This window comes from Aneurinibacillus terranovensis DSM 18919, from assembly GCF_000430625.1.
Taxonomy (GTDB): Bacteria; Bacillota; Bacilli; order Aneurinibacillales; family Aneurinibacillaceae; genus Aneurinibacillus_B; species Aneurinibacillus_B terranovensis.
Genome location: NZ_AUMJ01000068.1, coordinates 1 through 25,458, shown reverse-complemented (window position 1 = coordinate 25,458; position 25,458 = coordinate 1). Strand labels below are relative to the sequence as shown.

Annotated in this window: 29 protein-coding genes and 1 pseudogene; 6 read left to right on the top strand and 24 right to left on the bottom strand. The window is 41.7% G+C overall.

Annotated features, from left to right (window positions below):
* Window positions 1-187 (top strand): annotated as a pseudogene (locus tag H525_RS28245) (IS110 family transposase); the annotation flags it as partial.
* Window positions 188-433: 246 nt separating this feature from the next.
* Here the strand turns inward: H525_RS28245 and H525_RS0113140 are convergent.
* From H525_RS0113140 to H525_RS0113065, 15 genes are all read right to left on the bottom strand, one after another.
* Complete coding sequence (locus H525_RS0113140; protein WP_027416582.1) at window positions 434-1,762, bottom strand: purine-cytosine permease family protein; 1,329 nt, start codon at window positions 1,760-1,762, stop codon at window positions 434-436.
* 16 nt (window positions 1,763-1,778) lie between these two features.
* Window positions 1,779-1,970 (bottom strand): hypothetical protein, encoded by a 192-nt coding sequence (locus H525_RS29590; RefSeq protein WP_027416581.1) that lies wholly within the window; start codon window positions 1,968-1,970, stop codon window positions 1,779-1,781.
* A gap of 32 nt (window positions 1,971-2,002) precedes the next feature.
* Window positions 2,003-3,310, bottom strand: a complete 1,308-nt coding sequence (locus H525_RS0113130; protein WP_027416580.1) for a helix-turn-helix domain-containing protein — start codon at window positions 3,308-3,310, stop codon at window positions 2,003-2,005.
* Between the two features lie 95 nt (window positions 3,311-3,405).
* Complete coding sequence (locus H525_RS0113125; RefSeq protein WP_245590484.1) at window positions 3,406-4,692, bottom strand: amidohydrolase; 1,287 nt, start codon at window positions 4,690-4,692, stop codon at window positions 3,406-3,408.
* An 82-nt stretch (window positions 4,693-4,774) separates the two neighbouring features.
* Window positions 4,775-6,253, bottom strand: coding sequence for an aldehyde dehydrogenase family protein (locus H525_RS0113120; RefSeq protein WP_027416578.1), 1,479 nt, complete (start codon window positions 6,251-6,253; stop codon window positions 4,775-4,777).
* Window positions 6,250-8,139, bottom strand: a complete 1,890-nt coding sequence (locus H525_RS24020; RefSeq protein ID WP_051331024.1) for an oxidoreductase — start codon at window positions 8,137-8,139, stop codon at window positions 6,250-6,252. Before H525_RS24020 ends, H525_RS0113120 begins: the two co-directional genes overlap by 4 nt.
* Window positions 8,136-9,452: an MmgE/PrpD family protein gene (locus H525_RS0113110; protein ID WP_081413393.1), complete on the bottom strand. Its 1,317-nt coding sequence runs from the start codon at window positions 9,450-9,452 to the stop codon at window positions 8,136-8,138. Before H525_RS0113110 ends, H525_RS24020 begins: the two co-directional genes overlap by 4 nt.
* Before the next feature lie 145 nt (window positions 9,453-9,597).
* Window positions 9,598-10,665 (bottom strand): IS3 family transposase, encoded by a 1,068-nt coding sequence (locus H525_RS0113105; RefSeq protein ID WP_027416576.1) that lies wholly within the window; start codon window positions 10,663-10,665, stop codon window positions 9,598-9,600.
* Window positions 10,662-10,865: a transposase gene (locus H525_RS29585; RefSeq protein WP_425387697.1), complete on the bottom strand. Its 204-nt coding sequence runs from the start codon at window positions 10,863-10,865 to the stop codon at window positions 10,662-10,664. Before H525_RS29585 ends, H525_RS0113105 begins: the two co-directional genes overlap by 4 nt.
* Window positions 10,866-11,717: 852 nt before the next feature.
* The gene (locus H525_RS0113090; protein ID WP_027416575.1) at window positions 11,718-13,235 is read right to left on the bottom strand and encodes a hypothetical protein; all 1,518 of its coding nucleotides are present in this window, start codon (window positions 13,233-13,235) and stop codon (window positions 11,718-11,720) included.
* A 203-nt stretch (window positions 13,236-13,438) separates the two neighbouring features.
* Window positions 13,439-14,791 carry a 5'-3' exonuclease gene (locus H525_RS0113085; RefSeq protein WP_051331022.1) on the bottom strand — a complete coding sequence of 451 codons (1,353 nt, stop codon included), beginning with the start codon at window positions 14,789-14,791 and terminating at the stop codon, window positions 13,439-13,441.
* Window positions 14,775-14,960, bottom strand: a complete 186-nt coding sequence (locus tag H525_RS27790) for a hypothetical protein (RefSeq protein WP_027416573.1) — start codon at window positions 14,958-14,960, stop codon at window positions 14,775-14,777. Before H525_RS27790 ends, H525_RS0113085 begins: the two co-directional genes overlap by 17 nt.
* A 21-nt stretch (window positions 14,961-14,981) precedes the next feature.
* Entirely contained in the window at window positions 14,982-15,677 is a 696-nt protein-coding gene (locus tag H525_RS0113075) for an ArpU family phage packaging/lysis transcriptional regulator (protein ID WP_027416572.1), read from the bottom strand.
* 33 nt (window positions 15,678-15,710) lie between these two features.
* Window positions 15,711-16,043, bottom strand: a complete 333-nt coding sequence (locus tag H525_RS0113070; protein WP_027416571.1) for a hypothetical protein — start codon at window positions 16,041-16,043, stop codon at window positions 15,711-15,713.
* Complete coding sequence (locus tag H525_RS0113065) at window positions 16,024-17,205, bottom strand: Alp7A family actin-like protein (protein WP_027416570.1); 1,182 nt, start codon at window positions 17,203-17,205, stop codon at window positions 16,024-16,026. The genes H525_RS0113070 and H525_RS0113065 overlap by 20 nt, the downstream gene beginning before the upstream one ends.
* 77 nt (window positions 17,206-17,282) lie before the next feature.
* Here H525_RS0113065 and H525_RS29580 point away from each other — a divergent pair, with 77 nt between their 5' ends.
* Window positions 17,283-17,420, top strand: coding sequence for a transposase (locus H525_RS29580; protein ID WP_081413391.1), 138 nt, complete (start codon window positions 17,283-17,285; stop codon window positions 17,418-17,420).
* The gene (locus H525_RS0113055; protein WP_027416569.1) at window positions 17,420-18,514 is read left to right on the top strand and encodes an RNA-guided endonuclease InsQ/TnpB family protein; all 1,095 of its coding nucleotides are present in this window, start codon (window positions 17,420-17,422) and stop codon (window positions 18,512-18,514) included. Before H525_RS29580 ends, H525_RS0113055 begins: the two co-directional genes overlap by 1 nt.
* 18 nt (window positions 18,515-18,532) lie before the next feature.
* Here H525_RS0113055 and H525_RS0113050 read toward each other — a convergent pair whose 3' ends face one another.
* The 6 genes from H525_RS0113050 to H525_RS24005 all read right to left on the bottom strand — a co-directional run bounded on the left by H525_RS0113050 (window position 18,533) and on the right by H525_RS24005 (window position 20,702).
* Window positions 18,533-18,856, bottom strand: coding sequence for a hypothetical protein (locus H525_RS0113050; protein WP_027416568.1), 324 nt, complete (start codon window positions 18,854-18,856; stop codon window positions 18,533-18,535).
* A gap of 348 nt (window positions 18,857-19,204) precedes the next feature.
* Window positions 19,205-19,489 carry a hypothetical protein gene (locus tag H525_RS0113045; protein ID WP_211237014.1) on the bottom strand — a complete coding sequence of 95 codons (285 nt, stop codon included), beginning with the start codon at window positions 19,487-19,489 and terminating at the stop codon, window positions 19,205-19,207.
* The gene (locus H525_RS0113040) at window positions 19,486-19,800 is read right to left on the bottom strand and encodes a hypothetical protein (protein WP_035101032.1); all 315 of its coding nucleotides are present in this window, start codon (window positions 19,798-19,800) and stop codon (window positions 19,486-19,488) included. Before H525_RS0113040 ends, H525_RS0113045 begins: the two co-directional genes overlap by 4 nt.
* Window positions 19,801-19,891: 91 nt before the next feature.
* Window positions 19,892-20,020 carry a hypothetical protein gene (locus H525_RS29025; protein ID WP_281172620.1) on the bottom strand — a complete coding sequence of 43 codons (129 nt, stop codon included), beginning with the start codon at window positions 20,018-20,020 and terminating at the stop codon, window positions 19,892-19,894.
* Window positions 20,021-20,053: 33 nt separating this feature from the next.
* Window positions 20,054-20,245 (bottom strand): hypothetical protein, encoded by a 192-nt coding sequence (locus H525_RS0113030; protein ID WP_027416565.1) that lies wholly within the window; start codon window positions 20,243-20,245, stop codon window positions 20,054-20,056.
* A 187-nt stretch (window positions 20,246-20,432) separates the two neighbouring features.
* Window positions 20,433-20,702 (bottom strand): helix-turn-helix transcriptional regulator, encoded by a 270-nt coding sequence (locus tag H525_RS24005; RefSeq protein ID WP_081413390.1) that lies wholly within the window; start codon window positions 20,700-20,702, stop codon window positions 20,433-20,435.
* Window positions 20,703-20,858: 156 nt separating this feature from the next.
* Here H525_RS24005 and H525_RS25680 point away from each other — a divergent pair, with 156 nt between their 5' ends.
* The 3 genes from H525_RS25680 (at window position 20,859) to H525_RS0113010 (ending at window position 23,659) form a co-directional block, all read left to right on the top strand.
* On the top strand, window positions 20,859-21,458 hold the full coding sequence (locus H525_RS25680; protein ID WP_051331021.1) for a helix-turn-helix domain-containing protein: 600 nt from the start codon (window positions 20,859-20,861) through the stop codon (window positions 21,456-21,458).
* 90 nt (window positions 21,459-21,548) lie between these two features.
* Window positions 21,549-22,169, top strand: a complete 621-nt coding sequence (locus tag H525_RS25675) for an ImmA/IrrE family metallo-endopeptidase (protein ID WP_051331020.1) — start codon at window positions 21,549-21,551, stop codon at window positions 22,167-22,169.
* Between the two features lie 386 nt (window positions 22,170-22,555).
* The gene (locus H525_RS0113010) at window positions 22,556-23,659 is read left to right on the top strand and encodes a beta family protein (RefSeq protein ID WP_027416564.1); all 1,104 of its coding nucleotides are present in this window, start codon (window positions 22,556-22,558) and stop codon (window positions 23,657-23,659) included.
* Here H525_RS0113010 and H525_RS0113005 read toward each other — a convergent pair.
* The 3 genes from H525_RS0113005 to H525_RS23990 form a co-directional block, all read right to left on the bottom strand.
* Window positions 23,616-24,191 (bottom strand): sce7726 family protein, encoded by a 576-nt coding sequence (locus H525_RS0113005; RefSeq protein ID WP_027416563.1) that lies wholly within the window; start codon window positions 24,189-24,191, stop codon window positions 23,616-23,618. The two genes, H525_RS0113010 and H525_RS0113005, sit on opposite strands and share 44 nt — an antisense overlap.
* A gap of 287 nt (window positions 24,192-24,478) precedes the next feature.
* Entirely contained in the window at window positions 24,479-24,667 is a 189-nt protein-coding gene (locus H525_RS0113000; RefSeq protein WP_027416562.1) for a hypothetical protein, read from the bottom strand.
* Between the two features lie 119 nt (window positions 24,668-24,786).
* The coding region (locus H525_RS23990; RefSeq protein ID WP_035101028.1) for a hypothetical protein at window positions 24,787-25,458 on the bottom strand (672 nt) is incomplete at its 5' end.

Below are 25,458 nucleotides of genomic sequence, written 5' to 3'. Positions count from 1 at the left end.
GAACAGTGTCCGGGTGCACGACCCTGTATTCGCGGAGTACTATGCCAAAAAGAAAGCGGAGCCGAAAGAGTTTGCCGAAAAACGTGCCCTTGCTCTTACAGCCCGTAAATTAGTGCGATTGGTCTTTTATCTGCTGAAGACGAATCGACTTTACGACCGGAAAGGAGGAATCCGACAACACATGTAAGACATAACTCTTTCATCCAATTCCACCAGTTCCTTGGATTTTGAGGAAATATTTTGAATTCAAGGTAGGGTGGGCTTAGTTTGGTATTGCCTTTTTTTGGTTCACCCCCCAAAAAAGCAGCTTTCGACAAAATATTATGTTAACTTAGGGGCTTGACATCATACCGCTGCTCTATTAGGGTAATTAATTTAATATGCTAAATATAAGGTGAAATAGTAAATTTCACTTATATGTGCATCAAGAAAATTAACTTTCAACTTTTTCTTCCGAAACAGGAAATGAAGTGGTTTTTGCCACATTGATTTTCTGCAACAATACATAACATAGTCCGCTGACTAGCATAGAGAGGAAAGCTCCTCCAATTGCACTGTTTTTTGCAGAAAAAAATGTAATTGCCCCTGCAACCCAAGAAACATATCCCACTAAATTGAATCCTTTATAAAACATAAATTTTCCTTTTTTATTAAACAATTCTCTTGGTTCATAATAAGATTTATGTACCAAGAAGTAGTCTATTAAAATAACTGAGAAAAGTGGAATTAATAGATAGCCCTGAAAGTTTAACCAACCGATAACATCACCTAGCAGGTTAACACCTATAGCTAAACCGATACATATCACGCCAATGATAGCAGACATCTTTTTGACAGACGCATTCGGGAAAACACTTACCGCAGAAATAGCAGAAGAATACAAAATCAGTGCCGCTGTAGCAACCGTAGCAAAAATGATAACGATAAAAGAAACAACACTGAAAACACTGCCATGATGCAACATAGCCATAAGTGGATTTGGATTTCCAAGAGATACAGCTGAGATTTGCCCGATAGCATTCATCAGAAATCCGACCGGAACCGATCCAATTAATGCTGCCCAAAATGTAGTTTTTCTTGTTTTACCAAATCTCGAATAATCAGCAACCATCGGTACCCAGGTTAAGGAGGAAATAAGCATAGCATCAAAACCAATAGCTGGTGTGATCGGCCCTTTTCCAGCCTTATGCAGCAATTCCGATAACGAATGGTCACCAAATGCAATATATAGAGCCATTATCACTAACAGAAGTACTGCGGGAACCAAATACTGTTCCATTACTTTCAGCACATTAGGGCCGAATACAACAAGAACAACAATGATAATTCCTACAATCAGGCTGTAAACGTGCTGATTGCCCCAGCCCAGAAATTCTTTACTTGTATCATTCAACATCACCCCTGCCAGCTGGATATGAACAGAGTCCCACCCGGCAAGTGAAATAAAGGTAATCAATGCAGGAAGAATCGCTCCCATAATCCCGAAGGCTGGCCGTGATGCTACCATCGTCGTAACCCCCGCCTGCTGACCAATAACTCCAACTAAACTAAAGATAATAAAACCGACGATAAAGGCTAGAATGGTCACTGTTAATGCTTGAGACAAAGTTAGGCCAGCACTTATAGAACCACCGACAAGAAAGTAGGAAATTGGAACCTGCATTCCCATAAAGATCGCCAACATATTTAGGAAAGAAAAGTTCTGCTTTTCTTTCGGAATATACTCCAATGAATCCTTGGTATAGATATTTTTATCCGACATTATGATTCCTCCTTTTTCAAGTACTTTCAATACTTTGTAACTCAATCATAAAGATACCGTTATAAACAAATGGTAATTGTCCTTTTATAGACCCTTTTAAGAAAAATAAATATTTTGCAAATTGCTCACCTCCTGTTTTTTTAAAAAAATAAAATAATCTTAAATATTTTGAAATTTTTAAAGAAAGATAGATTGAGTAATAAGCCATTGTTTATTAACTTAATCTATCCTTACTTTCTTCTAAGATTTGGACAGTCGATAAACCCTTCTTGGCTTTCCCCGAGTATGAACTGATTCTTGTCCTACAACCTCAAGAAGACTGGCCTGTTCAAGATACTGCAGAAGCCGCCGAGCACTCCGTAGTGTCATTCCCAAAAATGCCGCAACCTCATTGGCAGTGAAATCTTGGCCTGCCTGCTGGATTGCATCATACAATCGTTTGAGCGTTCCCGCACTAAGACCGGTTTTCTTAACAGCTGAGAGGACAAATTGATCCGTCGTCCGCATTTCAACAACACCTGAATCATCACTGCCAAGCGGCCCAATCACCTGGTGCTCTTCGTTTACAACAAAACAGGTATTCGCACCAGTCTCCCGTGATTTTTGTAGAGCAATACGGGCGTTTTCTGCAGCCAGGTTGGCCGTTCCTCCAACACCTAAACCAATGCTGAGCGTTAAATTTTCTGGAAGATACGTTTGCTTAAGCAAATGTGGCGGACGGGTGAATTTATTGGTTGTTCTCTCAATAAGAGACCGTGTCGTAAAAAATAAAAACTCACCAGGACCGGTATGAATGAAGTGTCCATCAATCTCCTTAGTAAAGAGAATGAGGGACTGCGTTAATTGAACCTGCAATTTTTGAATTTCTTGGATTCCTTTTTGACTTGCCCACTCACTATAGCTATCAACTGATACAATTCCAACAGAGAGTTGAAACCCTTTATGCCAGATACTTTCCCCAATAAGAGCAATACGGTCCAGTGTTTCCTTAATGACAGATCGTAAGGGGGAGATTCTCACAACAGGAACCCCTGCATTTTTTAGCTCCTTGTAGCAGGAGCGAATACAGGTCATAACCATATCAATCTGACCACGATCAAATAAGGACTTATGAAAGGAAACGTACTCCTCCAAGGTCAAGGCATGATTATATTCAAGAATGTCCTGCGGAAAATCCGTTAGCCCTAACTCTCGGAAAGCCGTATGGACTTCCGCACGAGTGACGGTATCCACACTAATACGGCTGAAATCCTCAAGTCCCCGCATCTGAAATAAAGCCCTGTATAAGCCACTCCCGGTAAAAGGAATATAGACAGATGGAATCTTATCTAATACTGGATGATCTTTTACCTTATAATAAGGAAGTGGTCCAGTAAATAGAATGACATCATATTGATCTCCAAGTGTTTGCAGGATGTCTACCGTCTGTTCCTCTGATTCATAGGAGAAACTATGCAGGGTAAAGCTAGTATAATCCTTCGCCATCTCCATGCAGTCATCAATACTATCCTGTGGTCCAATGACTGCTACTCGTGAGTATGATTTCATGCTTCCTCCACTTTTAGGTCGTTGTCTCTTTATGGACTTATTTATATTTTATTCAGAATATTCAATTGTGTCAAGCGTAGAATTTTTATTACTGTCTATTTTTCTCCTAAAGTGTTAACCAGTGCCCTAACATACCCTTCCACTCCAATTTGTAACACTCGTTCATCAAAATGGAATTCCGCCTGATGATGCATAGCTGCTAAAGATGATCCGAATAACAGATATGCTGCCGATCCGCCTCGCTCTTGCACCCGCTTCATCATAAAGACCACGTCCTCAGAAGCTCCAAGTGAAAGCTGAGAAATCAGTCTGGTGATACCAGATACTTGAGAAAAATTTTCATACAATCTTTCAACCCATTCCGGTGTACCTTTCGCCTCACCAGCCTCTCCAACCTTTTCTAATTTAAGCTCTACATCATACATTGTTGCAGATGCCCGCAGAATTCGCTGAAGTTCATCAGAAATATACTGATTGATTGCTTCTGTTTCACCACGAGTCTCAATCTGCATATATGCATGGGAAGGTACAATATTTCTCCCCGAACCAGCTACAAGTTTACCCACATTGATCCGGGAGACCCCTTGACTATGACGGGAAATCGCATGAACATTAAGAGCTGCTGTCGAAGCAGCCAGCAGTGCGTTTTTCCCTAACTCTGGTTCTCCACTGGCATGAGCAGGCTTACCAATAAAGGTAGTATCCCATTTTGTTGTTGCATAAAACCCTGTGGTATTTAAAACAACCTCGCCTAATTCAAACGAGCGGAATCCTATATGACCGCTAAGAAAATAATCGACATCATCAAGCCATCCTTTTTCAACAATTGCCTGTGCACCTCGACAGCCTTCCTCTGCTGGCTGGAAAATCAGTCGAATCGTTCCCATTAATGGGAAATCACGATGATAATGAGAGATCCATTTTGCTACGGCAAGCCCCATCGCGGCATGCCCATCATGCCCACAAGCATGCATACAGCCCTCATGGCGGGATGCAAAACCTTCCTTAACAGGAATATGACCTTCCTGTTCTGTTTCCTGTAAATCATTGCAGTCGATATCAAAGCGGAGGGCAAATACCGGCCCTTCAATTCCACTTTTCCATTCTGCAACGACTCCGGTTCTGCCTCCCTTCATTCGCTCAAGCAATATGTCAGATACCCCTTCCTGACTGGCCCTCGTTTCACAGGACGTTAAAACTTCTGACGAAGGTACGCCCATTCGGGCTGAAGAATTCAACACCTCATCCCCAAGAAAAACCTTCCATCCCCACAATTCCAGCCGCTCAGCAATTTTGGCTGACGTACGATACTCCGTCCATCCACTTTCAGGATACCGATGAAAATCTCTTCTCCAGGAAATCAACTCGGGATAAAGTTCCACTATTGATCTCCCAATGATGTCATCTACTTGGGACAATGTTGGATTAGTGTCCTGCAATGTTTTCACCTCATTTTTCTGTTGTTCATATCGAAAAAGGCGATACCCAATTTCCAGTATTAATCCAAACGCTTTTCGTTTTCATATATTGATCAGCTGCTTCCAATCCCATTTCCAGGCCCGTCCCGCTTTCCTTATACCCACCATAAGGAGAGGATGGACTTAAGGTATGAATGGTATTCACCCAGATAAGCCCGGCCTCCACTTTGTCTGATAAGCGATGAGCCCGTTGCAAGTCTTTTGTCCAAACCGCCGCGGCTAGACCAAAGGATGTATCATTTGCAAGCGAAATAGCCTCTTGCTCATCTCGAAACGTGATAATTGAAAGAACTGGGCCGAAGATTTCTTCCTGTGCTATGCGCATGTCATTTTTTATCCCGGTAAAAATCGAAGGAAGAAGGAAATATCCTTCTGTGCATTCAGGCGGTTTTATTCCACCATAAACAAGCTTCGCCCCTTCCGCAACTCCAAGCTGAATGTATGATTTCACCCGCTCGTACTGCTCTTTTGAAATGAGAGATCCTATTTGTGTAGACGGATCAAGTGGATCTCCAATACGAAGCTTCTTCGCCTTTTCGATCAGAAGCTGTACAAAAGTTTCTGCTATATTCTCCTCGACTAACAATCGAGTACCAGCTGTACACGTTTGTCCCTGATTCATGCAAATAGAAAAAACAGATGCCTCTGCGGCCTGTTCCAGATCTGCATCTGCAAAGACAATATTAGGGGATTTGCCCCCTAGCTCAAGAGTATACGACTTTAGTCCATACTTGCTGTTTTCAACTATTTTCTTGCCAACAGATGTACTTCCTGTAAAAGCTACCTTGCGGATTTTTGGATGGATAGACAAGGCTTCTCCAGCTTCTGAACCACCGGTAATAACATTTAAAACTCCATCTGGCAATCCAGCCTCTTTACAAATTTCTGCCAGCTTTAACGCCGATAAAGAAGTCTGTTCCGCCGGCTTGAGGACCATTGTATTTCCGCAAGCCAGAATAGGAGCGATTTTGGTGACGGCATTGTTGAGTGGATAGTTCCAAGGAGTAATGGCAACAACAACTCCGTATGGCTCCTTCCTGGTATAGTTGACAAGCGGCGGCTGAACCGGAATATGTGCCCCTCGGATTTTATCCGTCATCCCTGCAAAAAATCGAAATGTTTTGATGGCACGTGTGACATCTTTATTTAAGGTATCCCGGATGGGTCTACCAGCGTCCAGGGTATCGAGCAGTCCGAGTTCTTCTCGGTAGTTTTCCAGGGCATCTGCTATTCGATAGAGAATCTCCCCTCTCTCATCAGCCGCCAAATCTCTCCAACCCCCATAAAAGGCGGCCTCCGCCGCCTGCACAGCTTCATCTACATCTGTGACTCCAGCTTCTGCTACTTCAGTCAACGGCATGCCTGTAGCAGGATTATAGGTTATAAAAGTTTTTCCCGAGCTAGCATCCCGCCAAGTACCGTTAATGAATAATTGATTCCGAAAAGTCAACGTTTGAATTGTCATGAATAGACCCCTTCCCCAATTGCTAAGTCCCCAGCTTTCCATACCCGCTCGGCCAAATCACTCGCTTCATAAGAATCACCAAGAAAGATTACATGACCGGACAATCCTTGATACATGTTTTTTAGACTTTCTTCTGAAAAACCATTCGTTTGAATTACATTTGGATAGAGAGAAACTGTGTCTTTTTGGATTTTCTCTATATGCTGCAAGACAACACCAGCCTTCTCTAATCGCGAATGTGTATAATATCGTATCGTCGGATGGGCATCGTGAACTATATTAGGATGATCATAAACAAGGGTAACCTCTTTATCTTGCGATGCGACATATAGCGCTGTCTCTGCTGCAAGGATTCCATTTCCAATCACAGTATAACTGGACTCCTCTAACGAAGCCCCCTTCAGTACATTGATGGCATATAATGTGTTGACTTTATCATTAATCGGTTTATGATTTCCTGCAAGTGAAACATAGAGAAGATCAAATTTATAGTCAGCAACATCTGATTGGGAGACCGAAGCATGAAATGTAATTTCAACCCCTAATTCTTTTAAATTCCTTTCATAATACTCAACGGCTTTTCCAAGCTCCTTCTGCCCTGGAATCCTAGATCGAATTTGACCAAACAGTCCACCCAGGTGATCCGTAGGCTCTAATATCCTAACATAATGTCCTTGCTCTGCCGCTATTTTTGCAGCTTCTAATCCCGCCAGGCTAGAACCAATTACACCAACTTTCATTGGAGAAACATCCAGTTGTTTTAGTAGATGCTCTCTCCCAACCCCGCTATTTACCAAACAGATCGTTTGTGGACGATGACTCCGTGCATTGCAAGCATTGCATCCGATACATGGAATGAGTTGTTCTGTTTGGTTTTGCTCAGTCTTCCGCACGAAATCCGGATCCGCAATCGAAGCTCTGCCAATTGCCACCAAATCCGCCTTCTCTTTCTCGAGTATTTCTTCTGCGATCTCAGGTGTAAGGATTCGTCCAGCCGTAATAACAGGAATAGAGATATTCTTTTTAATTTCTTCTGCGAAATGAGCTTGATTGGCCACTGGCTCTCCTGTCGTGACCGATAGATAATGATAGCTTTCCTTTACACTTACTGAAACATCTATTGCATCAACGCCCCACTCCTCGATCATCCGGGCCACTTTAATTGCCTCAGGAAGATGAATCCCTTCCTCGACATACTCCTCGGCATTAATCCGGCAGACAATAGGGAAATCGTTTCCTGTAATTTCTCGTGTCCGCTTTATAACTTTCCTTAGAAATCGACCCCGATTCTCTAAACTTCCACCATACTCATCGGTCCTCTTATTCGAATAAGGGGAGAGGAACTGAGAAATAAGGTAGCCATGTCCCGCTTGAATCTCAACACCGTCAAAACCAGCTTCCTTTGCTCTGCGGGCAGCCTGTGCAAATTGCTCGATCATATACTCGATTTCATGGATTGTCATCTCCTTTGGCATTTCCCCTACTATAGGATCAGGAATAGCAGACGGAGCCAGAAGAGGCATTTTAGAGAACGCAGACGTCATCTGCCGACCGCAGTGGATGAGCTGCGGCATAATTCGGGCCCCGGCCTCATGGACTGAATCTGTAAGCCTCTTTAAACCCGGAATAAGAGAATCCTCATGGATGCCTAATTCACGTGGCGTTCCCTTCCCACTCCAATCGACAAATACACTCTCTACAAAAATCAAACCTATTCCACCTTCTGCCCGCCTGCGTAAAAAGCCAATCAATTGATCAGTTACTTCCCCTCTTTCCCCAGAAAAATTGCTGGTGATACCCGGAAAAACCGTCCGATTCCGTAAATAAAGAGATCCCAATCGATAGGGAGACAGCAATCGAGGGTATATATCTAACATTTTTATCATCCCTTCATCCTGCTGAGCAGGCCATTTTCATAGATTTCAATTAATGTTGATAGAGAGTCTCGCTCATTTAAACATCTGATTTCTTTGGCTAGCAGTTCCACGCTTTTGGGATGAACACCCCAACTCTCTGCTTCTTCAACCAAATGAGTGAGTTCTGATTCAAAAGATGGAAAATACAAATTTAGTTGATTTTCAATCGATACTGTATATGTCTTATCAAATTTTTCTAAAACTACATCACATTGATATTGTCCCAATCTCTTATCAGGTAAAACTTCGATTTTCTCTATCAATCGAAGAACTTCCGGATTATTTGCCTTCTTAAGAATTTCATCTGAGGTAGTTCCGAAAAGAAGTATGAGGGCGACATTCGTATAGATACTCACAATCGCTTGGCTCGTATTTTCATACGGTCCCTTTTGCAAATTGATTTCACTAATCTGATGAGCAGGAACTCTCACACTTATACGCTTAATTCCTTCCGCAGACTGAGGACCAATCTGCAGAAATAATTGTTTGGTCGCTTCTGCCGGACTAAGCACAAAAATATGTACCGGATGTCTTTTCACACCGATCTTCTCCAGTGAGGCTAAATCAAGCACGGAATTACTCGAAGAAGACTCTGCAAAAATCTCAGCCATACCTTTCTCGCCAAAAAGGAAACCTGTATAGCCTACCTCCCCATTTCTGGCTAACATATAGGCAAACGAAGCGTGATAGGCCCCCATCCCGGCCTGATATCTCCATTCATCTGTACCTGCCAAAAGTGAAATTCCATTCCCAAATACATTGGCTGAGGCGTGTGCAAGCGTATGTCGGAACTCTTGCTCGCAGCTTCCCGCGATATGAGCTGCAGAAGCTGCTGCTGCTAAAGTTCCTAGAATAGGCGTGCCGCGAAATCCCTTCTCTGCTAATGCTTTGCCCAACTCATCGCTAAGAAAGATTCCCAGAGCAAATCCTGCCGCTAAGGAAGCAATCAATGCTTTTCCATTGGCCTGATGGACCAGACCATGATAGAGTGCATTCGGGATCATCAACGGTCCAAAATGATTTGCGCCATAGAAATCCTCTAATGCCGGTTGAGACATTGCTACCGCTTCCAATAGAATGCGATCATGAGTTTTCTCCTTTGAATAAGCTTCCAATAGAATTTTATATTCCTTTCGGTTACGACCTGCCATTCCCACTGCAAGATTATGAAGAAGAATGGTTTGTAATCTTCCAACTATATTCTTAGGAAGATTATCGAAGGAAATTAGTCGGAGTTGGGATACCAATAGTTCTTCTATGTTCACTTCTTTTCCCTCTTCCATTTAATTATAGACATTGTCTTTTTATAGACCTTTTATAAATGTATTATATTCAGAAAATTCCTTAGAGTCAATGTTTTTTATAAGACAATCAGATCATCGGTGTTTGTCGATATAGTTGTCGCACCTTCTTGAAATTTAATAGGGTCTAATTGCACTGCTCCTCAGCAGTTGCCGAAATTGGCGCTTTTTCTGGATTGAGCCATACCTGATCGTCTAAACTCCAATCCCTCGTCTTCCCGGACCAGCGACTCGGATGGTTCTGCCTCGCTGTTTCGTAGACCTGTTTTCTGTTCTCAAAGATTTGTTCTGCTTGCCCCTTATGTCTTTGATTGGGTGTTAAGAAATTAAGCCCGCTGTGCCGGTGTTCGGAGTTGTACCAGTGTACAAACTGCAATACCCATTCACGCGCCTCTGACATCGATTCAACGCCCTTTACGGGATAGTTTGGTCGATACTTACAGGTCCGAAACACAGACTCTGCATACGGGTTATCATTCCTTACGCGCGGTCTACTTCTTGAGGGCGTTATGCCTAGACTGTACAGCGTTTCAAGCAGGGTAGCTCCTTTCATCGGACTGCCGTTATCCGAGTGCAAAATAAGCGGATCATTGCGCATCACGCACTGCTCGCTGAGCACCGTTCGACGAACAAGCTGGCTCGCATGTTCAGCAGATTCATCGTTCCAAATCTCCCAGCCTACGATTTTACGACTGAATAAATCAAGGATGAGATAGAGATAGTAGAACATACCCTTCACGGGACCAGGAAGCCATGTAATGTCCCACATCCAAACCTGATTCGGCTTCACGGCACAATGACTTGTGAGGGGTTTAGATACAGGCTTCTTACTACGTCCGCGATGATGTTGCAGCTGATGATCGTGCATGACGCGATAAAAGGTTGACTCTGAAGCGATATACGTTCCTTCATCCGCCAGCCTGGGTACGATTTGGCTGGGGGGTAAGCTTTTATACGCTGGTTGGTTGACCACTTCGAGGATCTGTTGTCGCTCTGCTTCGCTCAGCTTATGGGAGGGCGCCTGTCTCGTCGCATACGGACGCTGGTCTTCCTTTGGGGAGCCGTCTCTTCGCCACCGCTGTAAGGTCCGTTGGGTCAGTCCTAACTCTAAGCAGGCCAGTCGTTCCTTGGCACCAGCTTGTACCGCTTCTTGGATCAGTGTAATGGCATGCTGTCGATCTGAGGCACTGATCATGCGTCCTCTTGGTCCCCCCAAATCGACTGGGCCTTTTTTCGCAGCACGAGTAGGGCTGCTGTCTCCGCTAATGCGGCTTCCTTCCGCTTCAACTCACGGGTTAGCGTCTTCATTTCCCGCTCTTTATTTCGAAGTTCCTTTTGCAGTTGAGACGCCTGCTGGGCAATCCCGCCATTCTGACAGGCCACTGTCTCTAGCAATCTGACTTACGGGTTCATTATTTGGGGACATCATTCGAAGTTGCATCTTCTGCTTTAATTCATCACTGTATCTAGCCATCGTCCGTCACCTCAACCTCTCTTTTTTTACTATGCGTATTCATGAGGGGTACGACAACTATTGTGACACAGGGGGCACACGAACCCAAGATATATTATAAATGTGCAGTACATTCCAATAAACTTACATGCATTGTTTTCATCAAATTAAAAATATTTTTCTTGTTTCTTACCTATTAAGTTTTATTTTCACATAAGAAGAATACAATACTTTTATATCCAATACTCTTTTATAGATTTAAAAACTTTTACCTGACGAAATGTACTGGTTATAACAAGGTGTTCAAGCGATTTTTCTCTCAAAAAGCAAAACAAACTCTAGCTTTTAGCTACTTAAAATCAAAAAATGCAAAACAAAATTTCACATCTTTCGATAAAAGCAAAAAAATTTTGATGCAAAGTATTGTATACTCCTGCATTCATATCTTTTTCCACCTATTCAGGGATATATCAACATTATCCATTTAATTCACATCTTTTGTTTTACTTTTTGCTATTTTTAAGTCATTTCTCTTTCTCACAGAGCAAAAGCTAGTCACTGTTTTAACTGCTTCCACATTTTCCACTATTTCTTTTTTGCTTTTTATTGGCGTTGGGCAGAGTAACATCCTTTTTTCTGTGGATAAATCAAAAATGAGTAGTACATGAAAAGAGTGCGTGCATAAAAAAGTAGGAGTGAAATAGCAATAAAGGGAGGAAAAAATGATGCGTGTACTTAGGCAGATAACACGAATAGCCCTCTTACAATGAAAATTTTTGAAAGAGAGCTCCAAATTATGTCAAGCGGAGTATGTACTGTTCTAGTTTAAAGTCACGTTCCACTGCAGGTATGGAGTTGATATTAGGAAGATCATTCACTTGGTCCATCATCCACTCGCGAAACATTACGCTATCCATTTCACGGGCTTTTTTCGCTGCTTGCATCTCAAGCAGTATATATTCTTGCGGATCTTTCTTTTGAAGGAAAGCATAATGGCGAATGGCAATGATTTCCGGTCTTTCTATTCCTGTAGGCATGCTATAATCCCGATAGGAAACTGTAGAAGAAGGACGAGTAAAACCGGCGTGTAAATGCCGACTTGCTACCCTGCATATCCTCTCAAGCGTTTGTAACGGGAGATGGCTGAGCACCGATGCAAACTCGTCCTCACGGTTCAGCTTTTCCGTACGTGATTGACAGTGTGGGACTACAAAGCTTTGAAGCTTATGCTTACGAACAATTCCCAAAATCGCTGCCTTTGTTTTCAATTTCACCTCATTCTTCACAAAGCCAACAATATTAGACGGAAGTACCCCTTTTTCCGCGAAAAATTCCTTCAAGCGGTCAATTGCGTACCGAATTACACGGGCGCCGCTGCGTTTCAAAACGCTCACCAATTGATTGAGCGTTTCACCTTCTATAGCTGCTACCTCCCCAATTCCGGCCGCATGTAGGTATGACGTGATTAACTTCAAGACACGTGGATATGTATGCCGGGAAGTGAAGACATCGTGATATTTCTCACCAGCATTGTCCTTTCCTTTAAGTTGAATATCCGGATGGATAGCGAGGATCGCTTTATAGTACTTCCCCCTATATTTCAGTAGTTCCGCTTTCTTAAATAACGGAACTTGGTGAAAAATGGGTTCTGTAGTTAATTCAGCCATGAGCCTTTTAAGTTGGCTTGTATCCCGATGTAGGAACGTAAATAACCCGGAAAATTGGACATCCTTGGCTTCTACATTTTCTAACAGGCGCTCTAGAACCGGCTGGGACTGCTGCTGAATGTATACGGAATAGAAAAGCTTTTTCTTGGCCAAATCCAGCTTTGTAAATTCTTCCGTAAATACCAACGGGGGTAAAAGAACAAAAAAACCGACTTTCCCTGTTTCCGGATGCAGGTAATGATTCAATTTAAAATCGTATCGACCGGTATATGGGTCTTTCTTTTTTTCAATCAACTTATGTTTCAAGAATTTAGTCAGACTTGCATAAAACTGTGATTCTACAATCGGCGTTTCAAAGTACTCGCAAATCTTTCGGTATATATCGTGCGGGAAAACATTTCGGATGTATCCTAGGGTATTACAGACCTTTTGTAATATAATTGCAAACTGAAGGTCTGCATTTGTCACATGGTGCAGAAGGTACTCTTTGGAGTCAGCATTTTCTGAAACCGTGTATTTTTCCTGAGTGTGAAAGTCTTTTTCAATATTAAAGAGGGCGTTCATAAATGACTGAACGACGACGACAGCTGACGTGCTTTTTCCTTCTTGTCCACGTTGATTATGAAGAATGGTGGATATGGTCATTACTATCTCCCCCCTTTCCATGGTATTTTAGCTTCTGCCTACGCTCCTGGATGTCGATCCATGCTGTGAGCGTTTCGACCGGTCGCTAACCGGCACTCTTCAGGGCAGGTGATGTAATTAAATCAACTCAATTGGTCCGCAGGTAGGGTCCTTTATTCGTAGCTCCATTACTTTGACACCCCACTTTTCATTGGTTTTCAAATTCAAGAGGCTCGGTATTTACCTTCTCGTAAATCGTTTAATATTGATTTAAAACCTAGTCTTTCAAACTCTGTGACCATTGCTTTTTTATCAATCTTTACTTTCAGCTGATCAATAGATGTAGGTAATCCAGGAACATCCGTAACAATGGTAGCAAGCTTCTTGCTTAAAAACGCCATGTCTCGGCCTTGCTCTAACTTTTTAACGTAACGATTAAAAGATGGAACTTTTTCCAACGCAGTGAGTGCGTTATATATGCCTTCCAGGTTTCCATATTGTTGAATTAAAGGGAACGCAGCTTTTTCCCCTAAACCAGCGATACCAGGGATGTTGTCACTACTCTTCCCCGTTTCACCAAGAATAGCTTTTACATCAATCCATTGTTTTGGATCGATTCCAAATTGATCTGTAAAATCTTGAACAGTAAAGTGCTCTTGCGTACCTTTCACCTGACGTAGTAACGATGTTTGGAAATTCAACAATTGAAATAAATCTTTGTCCGATGAAACGATATAACATTCACCCTGACTTGATTTTTTCCATAGGGTTGCCAGCGTCCCTATTAGGTCATCAGCTTCATACCCTTGGATGAGAAACTGTTGGATGTTCATACTTTGAAAAAGTGTGTGTGCTGTGAAATACTGCTCCAGCAATGGAGGTGGCGTTTCCCCACGTCCAGCCTTGTACCCTTCATACAGCTGTCTGCGAAACGTTGACGACCGTCTTACGTCCCAACATATGGCCAAGTGTGTTGGTTGAAAATCACGAAGTAAATGAAACAATTTACGAGTCATGGCCAAAACTGCATTCGTATACAGACCTTCATGATTCCTTAAAAGATGCTCTTCCCCATTTGTCGAGCTCGCGTAGAAAGCCATGTTCAAAACATTCGGGCCATCGATTAGCAGTAGTCTCTCCTGTTTAATGGACGGCAAAGAAATAATTTTTGAGGGAGAGCCAGTTAATTTCTCAATCTCCAGGATTCCGTCTGTAAAGACAATTCGTTTGATCTCGTACCAACGTCCGCGAGGCTGCTGAAGCAACCAGGTAAAGAGAAGTTTTTTTAATTGAGTCAAGTTTTGAATGAGCTGTTTTACATTGCTCATGATTGGTAATTCGCACCATGTTACATCTTGCTCTTGTAGCGCCACCGGATTTTCTCTATAATGAGTGGCAGATGTTTTGGAAGTGACCTGGAGAGTAAGCCTCAAATTGTTGTCCAGAACGATTTGAGCCACGGCTGCACTCAGGTCATTTCTTTTTAGCTGAGATATGAGACTATCTATTGTTCCTATAGTGCTGTGTACGGTTCCTTTAGGGGCAAACAACACACTGCATTTAGTATTTTGTCCCATAAGCATCCCTCTTCCTAGCCTTTGTTCTCGCACGTAAGGAAGATATGATGGGATAAACCTTATCCTCTGATCGTAGTGATTCCATGATGTCTTCCCATCTTTCATTGGCCCCCGTTATCTTGACAACCTGGTACCCGTCTTCAACCGTTTCAATCATGTAGCGCGCCATACTGGTTTCACTTCCTTTGTTTTATAAAATATTTAGTGCTTCTGCTATTTTCCTTATAGCTGTAGGTTTCACCTCATAAAATTTCGTTTTTGCAATGTGCATCGAATCAATGACTTCCCAATCGGTAGGAATGGGTTTCGTAAGGAATTTTTTTTCGACTAACTCTTTTTCAAGCTCATCTAATCCATCTATAGCCCGTTCCATCGGTTTCATTTCAAGCAAAAGCTGACTGATTTCTGCCTGGGCTGCTTCTATACTATCTTCCAACTGAATTACAGCTCGCTCAGAGCTGCTTTGAAACTCACTCCCTCCCCCTGAAATTCCGGATAGATTTCCATACACATTACTAGTTCCAGAAGGAAAAACCAGTTCAAATCCGTATACCAATTGCCGAGATAGCTGCTTTACTCGATATTTTTGATTGAAATGTTTACCCAGCAGGTCAATAACGATTTTTTCATAGCTTTCTTTTTTTGGAGGTTCCAGTCCAGGAAAGACAAGTTGCTCAGTTATTAATTCCTCGGCACCTTTTTCGCTCAATGTTTTCTGAATAAGTTCTTTCTCGCTGATAAGCTCAGATTGAACATCAGGGTGAAGAGCCACTTTTTTATTTGTGAGCCAACGCTGAATCGTTTTGTACCTTGCTGCTAACATTTCAGTTGAGATGAAACCAACATTCTTATCTGTAACGATAAAGTTTGCCTTTTTTGTCAACATGATGGCATCCCTTCTTTCTCCTGCATAACCCTTTCAATAGTTATAATTGATGTCATCTTCATCAATAAGTGTATGGACCTCATTAGAGGAGATAAGCGTAATGGAAGGCTCATCTCCTCCATCAATGATGGACGTCCTTTCATCATCCTGCTGAATCACAATCGATTGATTTTGTAGTATTCTCTTCATCCCTAAAATCTCTTGTAGAATTAATTTCATGTCTGGACTAGCAGAGTTGTTTACTTCTGCCTCTGCCCACTTTGCAATCCGAGCAGAAAGTTGTTTCGTTTTAGATAAATGTTCAATTAATTTATACGCTTCCTCTGAAAGAAAGGAGGATTGAAAGTTAAACTGCTGTCTCCTCATTTCGTGGCTCTCCTTCCCTTTTCTTAAGCTCACTCTTCGCCACGATTTCACCACCATACAAATTCAATTTTCGAGAGTCCGCCGGGAACAAATGATATTCGCCAGCAACCTTTTCACCAAGTTCTTCATTTAAATATTCTTTGATATATTCCTGAAGGGCGCTGGCTACACCACCGATATGGACGAAATAAACAGGAACACCTGGTAAGAAGTGAAACGTTGTCAAAGCCTTTTGCATGGCAATTTTGACAAACTCACATAGGGTTTGGTCAATCTCCTCGGTAAAATCGGTTTCTTTCTTTGTTGTGGGGTCCAGATATATAAAACAGCGCTTAGAAATATTCTCAAGAATGAAGCTTTCCAGGCTTCGAACATCGTTGAAATGTGTCATGAGCTTTGTGGTTCGAAGTTTTTCCAACGTTTTTAGGTAACTCTGATCCGTAAAACTTGCAAAATCGTCTGCGCTCTCCGGTCGCTTTAATCCCTTCCGCAACTTGGAGAGATCCTGCGTCTGTCCACCAATATCATCAATCACCACAATCGCTTGTTCGAATTTTTTGGCTGATTCCAAGGGATTAAGCTCCAAATCGTACTGGAGAGCGAAACGCGCTGTCTCGCCTTCAATGCGGCAGACCGAATCTTCCACTTCAATGGTGAGTGTCCTCTCAAAGTTAGGGGTTAGAAGTTCCACTTCCGTACTGTTGCCCTTAAACCGATCCGCCATTTTTGATAGCATATCTGTAAATTTGTCAGCTTTTTTAACTAGCCAAGTCGGAAGCATTGTAAGAAAATAGCTAATTTCAACGATATCGTCTCCTTTGTCAGGATGCTGATAGGAATGGTAAAAAACAGCTCCGGCCAGCCAAGTAACCCAAACTGTTAATGACTCCGTTTTATCATGGAGTTTTTCGATGTGGGCGTTCCCGAGAACGTCTCCTTTGGCCTTCTCCCCTACCTTGAAAAATCGGTTCTTTCCGTCAATTGTGACTCGAATGACAAGCTGCTGAAGTAGGGTTTCCCGATCCACCGCCTCTGCAAATATACCCCGAGCCTCCTTCTCCGTGATTTCATAGATAGACGAAGGCATTTCAAAGTAATACCCATCGATCAGATGCTGGTTAATACTGTTGCCAAAATCACAAATCCAACGGTTGATTTTCATGTGGAATCTTCCTTTCTATACCAATTTGGTTTACTATTTTTTTAAAACTATAGATGAGGAGCGAATAAACTTGAAAATTGATTTTCAAACAACTGAAAAAAAGATTATGGGGCGGTCATCTTTGGAACAGTAGCTTTTACATCGAAACCGTTGGTTCGATTTCAGAAGATGTAATTCGCAAGTATATCGAAAATCAGAAAAAAGGAGATTCGTAATGGTACGAACGTATAAGTTTCGTATTGAGCCAACCAAAGAACAGCGAGAAAAAATAAATGAAACGCTCATGTATTGCCGATGGCTCTATAATGCCTTGCTTGAACAGCGAATTACGGCATACAAAAAGTGCGGCGTATCCCTGACGTTCTATTCCCAAAAGAAAGAGTTACCTGCGCTAAAAAAGGTGTGTGAAGAGTATAAGGACGTTCATTCGCAAGTCTTACAAAACGTAGTCGAACGTTTGGATAAAGCGTATCAAGCCTTTTTCAGACGGTTGAAGCGTGGCGAAAAAGCAGGATTTCCTCGCTTCAAAGGGATGAATCGCTATCACAGTTTTACGTATCCGCAATCAGGATTTTCACTCGAAGGAAAATACATCACGCTGTCCAAAGTTGGAACCGTTCGAATCAAACTACATCGTCAAGTGCAAGGTATAATCAAAACGTGCACAGTCATCGCTAAAAATGGACGATATTATGTTTGTTTGTCCTGTGAAATGGAAACAAAAACGCAATCAACAGGGAAAAAGATCGGTGTAGATTTGGGCTTACAGCATCTGGCGATCACATCGGATGGTGATTTTTATCATATTCCCAAGTATTTGCGTAAAAGCGAGCGACAACTCAAAAAGTTACAGCGTATTGTATCAAGGCGAAAGAAAGGGTCAAACCGCCGTAAAAAGGCTGTGGCACTCCTCGCCAAGAAGCATGAGTACATTGCGAATCAGCGCAGAAATAATGCGCATCAGATTTCACGTCAATTGGTCAATCGCTATGATTTGATCGCCTTTGAAGACTTGAAAATCACAAACATGGTGAAAAATCATCATCTTGCAAAGAGTATTGCAGACGCAGGGTGGAATCAACTTGTGCAGTTCACCACTTACAAGGCTGAAAGTGCTGGTAAGCGTGTTGTTCTGGTTGATCCACGAAACACAAGTCAACAATGCTCAAGCTGTGATGAAATCGTAAAGAAAACATTGGCTGTACGGACACATCGTTGCCCTTCTTGTGGATTTGAATGTGACCGTGATGTAAATGCCGCCAAAAACATTCTCAAACGGGCAGTACAACAACTACAAAACGTGTCGTAAGACACGCTAGGCTAGGAACTAGCCTTCGTGGAGAATGCGACAATAGTCGGCTCGATGAAGCGAGAAGCTCTCCAATTTATTGGAGAGAGGTTCACATAGGTTATGCTTTGAGATTTCAATGAAAAGAAACCCAAAAAGAGAAGCTATCATTAAACTAAGTGGTCCTACTTGTAATAGATACCAGGCATGAATACTTTTCATTGGTTTAAAAAAATGTGACATACCACCTGGTACAGAAATTGTAACGGACCATATCCAGAAAAGTGCATACACATACACGACGATAACTGTAGCATATGCGATATTGACAGCATGCTTTAAAATTGATTGATATTTTTTCATGAGTTTACCCCTTTTAATAAATTTTTTGTCCTGCGTTCTTTGGTTTCTTTCTCTTCAAATCAGTCTGGAGTTTGCACTCACACTCGAGAACACAGGTACTGTTGCTCGGGCATGAACGGCAAAACAGCTCGTCGCGAATGACTTCGCGCTGCCAACTTAATTGGTTCGATTGGTTCAAAATGATTCACGATCCTTTCTTCCTTTTTTGTGTAGTAATTTAGGAAAAATATATGTGTCTTTCTTTGTTGATTAAGAAGAGATTAAGAATGTATGTTCTGAGTTGAATTTTGTGAGGAATTACACGTATAATTGGAGTAATTCGTTATGTTAGTGTAATTCATCGTGAACTCACTGGTTTGCTGGACCGGATGAGTTCTTTTCTTTTTCCGGAAAATCATGAAAACGACCTAAGATCAGTTGTTTCCATTGCTGGTGGAAGTCTGCTTTAGCCAGCTGTAGTTTCATGATGAGGATTCGTAGTTGTCCGGCACGGTGAGCATCCTTTTCTTCCAGGCTCCGAAGGATTCCGGATTCCAATTGCTCAAGAATCAAGCCAATTTCTTGGCCATCAAGCGCGATGCTCGCTTTTGCTTCAATATTCGTTTTTACTTTCGTCTCTCCCATTGTCTTCACCTGAATCGAAGAGAGATGGCTTTCAACGCCAGCTCCTTATTTTGACTATCGAGGCAATCTATCTCACTTAAATTCAACTTGTTTCGTTCATTGAAAAGATGGAGAGCCAAATTCAGCATAAACTTTTCGCTTGTTGCCCAATGACGCGCCGCGTTTTTTAAAGCCGAGATGTCAATCATTTCGCTTTCTAAATCAAAATATTTTGTGGTGAAATGTTGTTTGAGCTTAGGATGCTCACTAAAAAGGAACAGAACGGGCTTCCAATATCGATCCCGGTATAATTTTTCCGGTACGGCCCCCTTTTTTGTCATTTGATTCATCCCCTTTTTTTATTTGTGTACCTGTAATGCTATGGCTTGACCATCGGACAAGGCCGAGTATCACCCGGCAAAGTATTCATCTTTAGTTAGCTTTTTTTTCTTTCTGTTCTTCTGCAATACGTTCCGGAATTCCAGCGTTAACGATGAATTGGAAGTACTCCTTCACCTTCTCAACGCTGGGCATTTTTGTGATAATCGTTTCCTGTTGCATTGCGCCCCCTCCCTTGCATGTTACTATATGTCGTTAGGACGGTCGGACTACCCTAGAAAGTGCTGCCGATTCAGCTTCTGCGATAAGCCGGGTAATTTCCAGAAAGTCATCGATGGCTTCCTCTTTGGTATAGAGAACATCTTTTTCCAGGTAGTTCATCACCCGAAGTACCTTGGTTTTCAAGTCTGAAAGACAAAAGACTTCCGTTATGGTCTTTTCTTCCATGCTCAGCACCTCCCACCTCTTAATCTCCTGGTTAGCGGGTAGAAGCACAGCTATTTTTGCAATGTAAACAAACGCCGTTTTCTAACCCCATACTATTCCCTCCTAACTCGGTTCAATTTGAGTAATCAACTACCCTCCAGCGCGACCAGTTGTAGGAATTTTCTTTCAAACGTCGAATGTATATAAGTTAAGCTTCTGCATTGGAGGGCAATGTTTCCAATAAAGAAAAATAAAAAAATATATAACTGGATTTTAATGTTTCAATACGTGACGATTTTTTTTCAAAAAAAATTGTCCATTCAAATCCTAATGCTTTAGCAATGGCTTTTGCCATTTCAACACTTGGATTTCTTTTACCTGATTCGATATTGCTGTAAGCACTGCGACTAATCTTCGCCATCTTTGCCACTTGTTCATGTGTTAAGTCGCCACGTTTTTCAACAAGCCAATCTCTCAAGTCTAACACCACCTATTTTCGATTCGTAATGAAACAATCACTTTCTTTATTATATGTTTCGAATCGAATCATGTCAATAAATTTATTTCTTTTTGAAACAAATATTTTTGGTTTCATTTTGAAACGATATACTTGTTATAAGAAAGGGGTGATTGTGTGTTAGGCAACCGATTATCAAACTTAAGGAAACGTTTAAGTTTAACCCAAGATCAGGTTTCAAAACATTTGGGAATATCGCGTAGCGCTTACGCAAATTACGAGTCAAATAATCGCGAACCAGATAATAACACCCTTGAAAAATTTGCTGATTTTTACGGAGTTACTGTGGATTATCTACTAGGTAGAGATAATACGATTCATGATATCAATTTTACTGATTTAGGGACTTTCTCCTCTCGCCTCAAACAGGGATTAACTAAGAAGAACATTACCGTTGAACAAGTCGCTGAAGAATGCCATGTTAAACCTTCCTACATCGAAGAACTTATCACGGATCCTAAAAAACTTCCCGGGGTGGGTACTTTATACAAACTGGCAGAATTGATCGATGTGACGCCGGATTATCTGGCCGGGTTTACGGACGATCCGAAGGGCTTTGATCCACGGACGCCGCGCCCTAAGGAAATGGAAGAATTCCTGGATCAAGAAGAAGTTATGTTCCAGGGTATCCCCCTTTCGGAAGAGGATAAGGAAAAAGTAAAAAACGTATTAGCCGCTGTATTTATGGATGCTAAGAAACGCAACAAGAGAAAATAGCGACACTGTTACATAAAATGGTGTCGTCTTTTTTTACCTATTCCTACGGAAAACGTTGGGGATAATGGGAATGGATGTGGGGAACATCTATTGAAATGGAACCATGATGAACGAACATGCTGCAAAAGGAATACTTGTTACGACATCAACAACGGATATTTCTTAACCATTCTTCACTCTATTCACACGGTGAAGAAATTGGTGAACAAATATCGGGGGGATGGATTTAATTTGGATATCGAACAGGAGGTTCACAAAGTTATTAAGAGATGGAAAACGCGAAATCCATTTGAAATCGCGGAACAGGAAAACATTCATATTTTAACAATGGACATGCCGCCAAGCATCCGTGGTATGGCATTGAAAGCTCGTGGTCATCGATACATTGTTCTAAATGAGGAGATGGAAGGATATGAACGGCGGGCTGTCTGCGCGCATGAGCTTGGGCATCATTTCCTGCATCCTGGGACAAGCTACCGGTTTATTGAGGAAAAAAGCCTGTTTATCCCTGGAAGGTTTGAGCGTGAGGCAAATGAATTCGCAGCTATGTTACTGGTCGATGAATCGCTCATCTATTCCGGGGATACGATTGGAATGATTGCGGAAAAATTAGAGGTCCCTAGTAATTTAGTGGCTTACTACCGGCCGATGTTTAACGGCCAACTGATGCGCTCTGGCGAGGAAACGTATGCGAGCGTGAGGATTAGGTAGATTATTGTCAAGCGCCCAAACGAAATCGTCCAGATGTTCGCCTCGCTGGCTGGCCTTCCTGCAGGCAAGTCAGCCTCTGGCAACCTAGGTGATTTACGAATGGCGCAATAACATTCCGCAATTTCCGGGATAAATGATGCCTTTATTATAGCCATTGGGTTAACGGTTGTCGCTTCGGTCTTTTTGTTTTTTATAAAGAGGGTGGTGCCGCAAAAATAAAACTTCAGCGTATAAGCGATCCTTACTGACATCACACAGGAAAAAGCACAGGATGAATGTTATTCATGAAAATAAGACTTTTAAACCAAAAACATTGTATAATTATGTCAACAGCATGAACTACAACCAATTTTAATCCTAATATTAAAAAAGGAGGTTGTATTACGTTGTTTGAACATAATCAATATGTACCAATCGTTCGCTGGAGAAGAGGCGAACAAAAAGCCCTTCAACTACTTGACCCTGCACTAAAAAACTCTATGACTCCACTAATCGAAATACCACCTATTCCTTGGAACTTTAAAGATGACATGCCGGAAAAAACTATTGACGAATTTCTTGAAGGTATTGCAACAAAGATTAGGGCTTCTTGGGATCATGAAGGACCTGTGCTTATAGATGCTCTTCAAGTATGCTTAGAAGATGATGAGATAATGCAAGATGGCCGACATCCACTAGAATTTATCATCGATGAAATACAAGCAACTGGGATAACCGCCATTCCAGTCACCGGTTCTCAACGAGGTGTTAACTATCAACAAGCGGTGAAAAATATTTTGGCTAGGTACAATGACGGACTTTGCATTAGATTAGAAAATAATGACTTTGATGCCTTAGCCGAAAACATTAATTGGTTTCTCCAGTTCTTTAATATAACGCCTGAAGAAACTGATGTGATTATGGATTATAAGTATGTCGATCCTAGATACGAGACAAGAATAACTCGACTAGTTGTAGGCACAATTTCAACACTTCCTCATCTATTGGACTGGCGGACCTTAACTTTTACTGCGACTGCAGTTCCGGAAGATTTAAGTCAAATCTCTACAGGTCAAGATGGTGCTATTCCCCGTACAGAATGGCTGATTTACAAAAAAGTTATTCAGTTTAATGTAAAAAGATCTCCGTCATTTGGTGATTACATAATTTCTAATCCATCATACGGAGATTTTAATCCCCTTACTATGCAAATGGCTGCAGGGATAAGATACACAGTAGCTAATGATTTCCTAATCTTCCGTGGTTATTCTGTAAGAAGTCCTCGACATAATGGATGGGGACAAGCTCAGGGTCTATGTGAAAGAATTATCACTCATCCTCAATACTGTGGTCAGCACTATTCTTATGGTGATGATTATATATACGAATGTGCTAAAGGGAACCAAAGTACAGGTACCGCTGAAACGTGGCGAAGAGTAGGAACGAACCATCATTTAACACTTGCGATTAATGAACTCTCCAACCTTCACGCCGCTTCAACAACTTGTTAACTTCTAGTCTTAACTCTTTTAGTGGAACCATCTGGGCTAAACGTTCGAAAATCTGTTGCTTGGGCTTGCTCAAATACCCTTTGTGCAAGCCTCTTTCTTTTAATATGGACAAAGCTTCATCTTTCCATAGAAGTTGAACAAGTGCCAAAGCATCTTGTGATGGATTCTTACGCCCTTTTTTCATCTTTTTTAAGACAGCTTTTCCATTTTTATTTGTAACAGAAATGATCCCCCACCATTCAGGCACAATTTCTCTGACTTTTTCTAAATAATCATGAGCAGTAACGATTGTAACTCTGTCAAAAACTCGATTATAATCACTTACTTGCGAGGGTAAACGAATAAGCGTATCGCTTTCACTTTTTATTTCGTACCCATGAATAACTCCATTGATAACAACTATATCTACGCGCGATGTTCCTCGACATACACACATTTCACTGACGATTCTGGTATCAGGTTGGATTAAACATTCTTCTTGGAGTTTTTTCATTAGTTCTTCTCGAACATGATTATCTTTTAACTTTTCCATAATCAAAATCATCCCTACCCCGTATTTTATTCCATTGGCAACAGGAAAAATTTAATGCTCTTATTTTAATATAAATTTCACCTATTCTTGGCATTTACTATATTAATCCCTGTCCTCGTATTACTTTACATGGTACTGTCAGAGTTATCAAAAGAGAAATAGACCTCCCTTGAGCCTCTAACTGGAGGAGGTCTATTTCCAAAAAATAATCTTTGAATCGCCCCGCCTCAGGGAGCGTCTATTGGATTGGATTAAAGGAAATACGGGCAATCCATACTGTTCCTTGCTTAAAGTGATTTTCCATATTTGTCATCGTAAATATCATCATCCTTATTCAACCAGAAATCAAACGCTTCTCCCACATAAATGGCATCCTTTGGTTGAAAATTGTATTTTTTATTAAGCAGCTCAATCAGTTCTATTTGTTTGTCTAGTGGGAGGTTTTCGATATCTTTTAAGATTTTTTCGACTGTCATTTTATTCCCCTCCTATTTCATTCCTTTTCTACATTATACCAAAAAGCATAGAAAAGACGCTAATGATAACAAGGTATTCCCCCCTTCCTATTATTGAGGAAGGGGGGATTTCCCTTTATCTATTTTTTCGGCTGAAGTTTCGTTTTTGACCAATAAACCCGAACGGTTCCATTGGCCACATTGTTTCCATGATTCTCTTCGTCCACAGCGTCATCATAATTAACCTCTTCTTTCACCTGTATATCGAGATAGGCGTTTTCCGGATATGGAGATTTGTAGGAAGTACCAAAAGCTTTATAATCCGGCGTTGGTACTTCGAGATGCACCAATTTTCCAGGTTTCATTGAAGTTACCGTTCGCACGAATTCCTGTTTGTATCCGGGGTAAGAAACGGTAATTTTCACGTTGCATGTGATCGGGATCTCGATCGCATTGCCGTCTTTGTCGTATACATAGAAGCCGCCATTTTTTACGATACAATCAATCGGCGTCGTTTTGACAAAGCGTAAGTTTGACTGGCCCACTGGAATTTCAGCCGCTAAATCGTAAGCACCTGGAGTAGAAACAGGGGGCCTTACGGGTTTTTTAACTACAGCTGGAACAGATATATCCTTGGCGTTATCCGTATAGGTCGTTTCATCGGATGGGTTATCATGATTAGGATTGATTGTGGCCTGCAGATGGACGGTATTTTGCAAAGGTATCGAAAAAGAAAAGGTGAGCGTCTGCTGCTGACCGGCCCCGAGTGTCACCGTTTGGCTCATGGGAGAGTTCCCATCTACGGCAAGGAC